Annotated in this window: 3 protein-coding genes; 1 reads left to right on the top strand and 2 read right to left on the bottom strand. The window is 71.2% G+C overall.

Annotation, left to right across the window (positions count from 1 at the left end; translation table 11 throughout):
• The coding region (locus tag ONA70_RS36065) for an FAD-dependent oxidoreductase (protein ID WP_265010952.1) at window positions 1-616 on the bottom strand (616 nt) is incomplete at its 3' end.
• A 268-nt stretch (window positions 617-884) separates the two neighbouring features.
• Complete coding sequence (locus ONA70_RS36060) at window positions 885-1,259, bottom strand: hypothetical protein (RefSeq protein ID WP_265010951.1); 375 nt, start codon at window positions 1,257-1,259, stop codon at window positions 885-887.
• 161 nt (window positions 1,260-1,420) lie between these two features.
• Here ONA70_RS36060 and ONA70_RS36055 point away from each other — a divergent pair.
• Window positions 1,421-1,926, top strand: a 506-nt coding sequence (locus ONA70_RS36055) for an ArsR/SmtB family transcription factor (protein WP_265010950.1), incomplete at its 3' end; no start/stop codon positions are given.

The raw sequence follows: 1,926 nt of genomic DNA, 5'->3' as shown, positions 1-1,926 counted from the left end.
ACACCGTGCGGGGATTGACCCGGTCCTCGACGGGCGGCTGGTAGCCCAGCTCGGCGAGCCAGGTGGGGCCGCGGTTGCCCCGGCCGGTGGCGTCCACGACCAGGTCGGCGCCGTGACGCTCCTCCCGGCCGCCGTGGGGCAGGATCCGCGCGCCGGTGACCCGGCCGCCGTCGGCGTCGGCGATCAGCCCCACCGCCTCGCAGCTGTCCCGGACCACCACGTTGGGCAGGGCGCGGACCCGACCCCGGACGTACGCCTCCAGGGCACGCCGGCTGACGCAGAGCCCGTCGAGACCGGAGGCGACCCGGGGGATCCGGTGGCCGTCGTTGACCCAGAGGCAGTCCTGCTGGATGTCGACGGGAACGGCTCCCTGAGCGGCCAGGTCCGCGGTCAGGCCGGGAAAGAGCTCCTCGAGGATCTGCCGGCCCCGGGCGAGCAGGCCGTGGGAGTGCTCGCTCTGCGGCACGCCCTTCCGGTCGGCGGCCGCCGCCGGCAGCTCGTCCCGGTCGAAGACGGTCACCGTCGCGTACGACTCGCTCAACACCCGCGCGGCCAGCAGGCCACCGATGCTGCCGCCGAGGACGATCGCCTGCCCGGTCTCATTCGTGGTGGACACGGTTGACTCCGTTTCATCAAAAAAGGATGTCCACATTCAGCCGCAGAACCTCACGGCAGGAGAAGAGAATTGCCGGACGGCTAGCCGACAGCGAATTTCCGGTCAGCGGTCCCCGCGCTTTCCGGCGGTGTCGGCGGATCGGTGTCGGGCGGGCACAACCCCTGCTCAGGGCAGCTCTCCAGGCATTTCTGATCGGTGCGGTGACCGATGTCTCAGTCGACTACCGGTCAATGTTCATCGACGGTCGGTGCACCGAAAGAACGGCGGGTCACCTGGCCGATCGGCCACCCGGGAAAGGCGAGAAGAACGGGGTCTCATCCGGAGATGCGGTCGCCGAGGTTGATCCGGTCGTACCGGCCCTTCGGCAGGCACAGCGTGCGTCGGTGACGTAGGTGACCTGGTGGCAGGTCTTCAGCCGGCAGCCGCCCCCGCACTCGGTGATCTGGACCTCGCGCTTGTCCGCCACGATGCCGCTGGTATCCCCGGTGGCCCAGGCGACCACGACGCCGATCGCGGCGGCGACGACGCAGGCCAGCAACGCCAGGATGAGCCGGTCCCGCAGGGTGAGCCGGACCCGGTCCGGCATCCCGACGTCGCCGGCGGACTCGTCGTCCGACTGCGGGTGCCGATCGTCAGCCCGCACAATCCCTCCCCCGAGCGCCACCCTTCACCGTAGGCGGGGGCGTCACGCCCCCTACAGCGTCCTAGGAGGCTAGCCCTGATTCGAGGTAGACATGCAGCCATCTGGTTGCCTATCCTGGACACAGGCAACCAGATGGCTGCCTGTCACGAGGGCGGTAAGCGATGGACGAGGTGTTCCGGGCACTGGCCGACGCCAGCCGGCGACGGCTGCTCGACAGCCTCAACGTCCGCAACGGACAGAGCCTGCGCGAACTCTGCGCCGGGCTGGACATGACCCGGCAGTCGGTGAGCAAGCACCTGGCGGTGCTGGAGGCGGCCGGGCTGGTGACCACCACGCGGCGGGGCCGGGAAAAGCTGCACCACCTCAACGCCGCCCCGATCAACGCCGTCGCCGACCGCTGGATCGGCCGGTACCACCGAGAGCGGGCGCACGCCCTCGCCGACCTGCAGACAGCATTGGAGCGGGAGCCCATGGACAACCCGACATTCGTCTACACCACCTACATCCGGACCACGCCGGAGCGGCTCTGGCGGGCGCTGATCGAGCCGGAGTTCACCCGCCGCTACTGGGGCGGGGCCGCCCTGGTGTCCGACGGGCGGGGCGGCCCCCCGGGGGTCGGGGCGGGCGCCCCCCCCCGGGGGGCGGAGGGAAGGGGGGGGCCCGCCCC

Origin of the sequence: Micromonospora yasonensis (genome assembly GCF_026013475.1) — a bacterium.
Taxonomy (GTDB): domain Bacteria; phylum Actinomycetota; class Actinomycetes; order Mycobacteriales; family Micromonosporaceae; genus Micromonospora; species Micromonospora yasonensis.
Note: the sequence above shows the minus strand (reverse complement) of the source record. Positions and strands in the feature narration are given on the sequence as shown.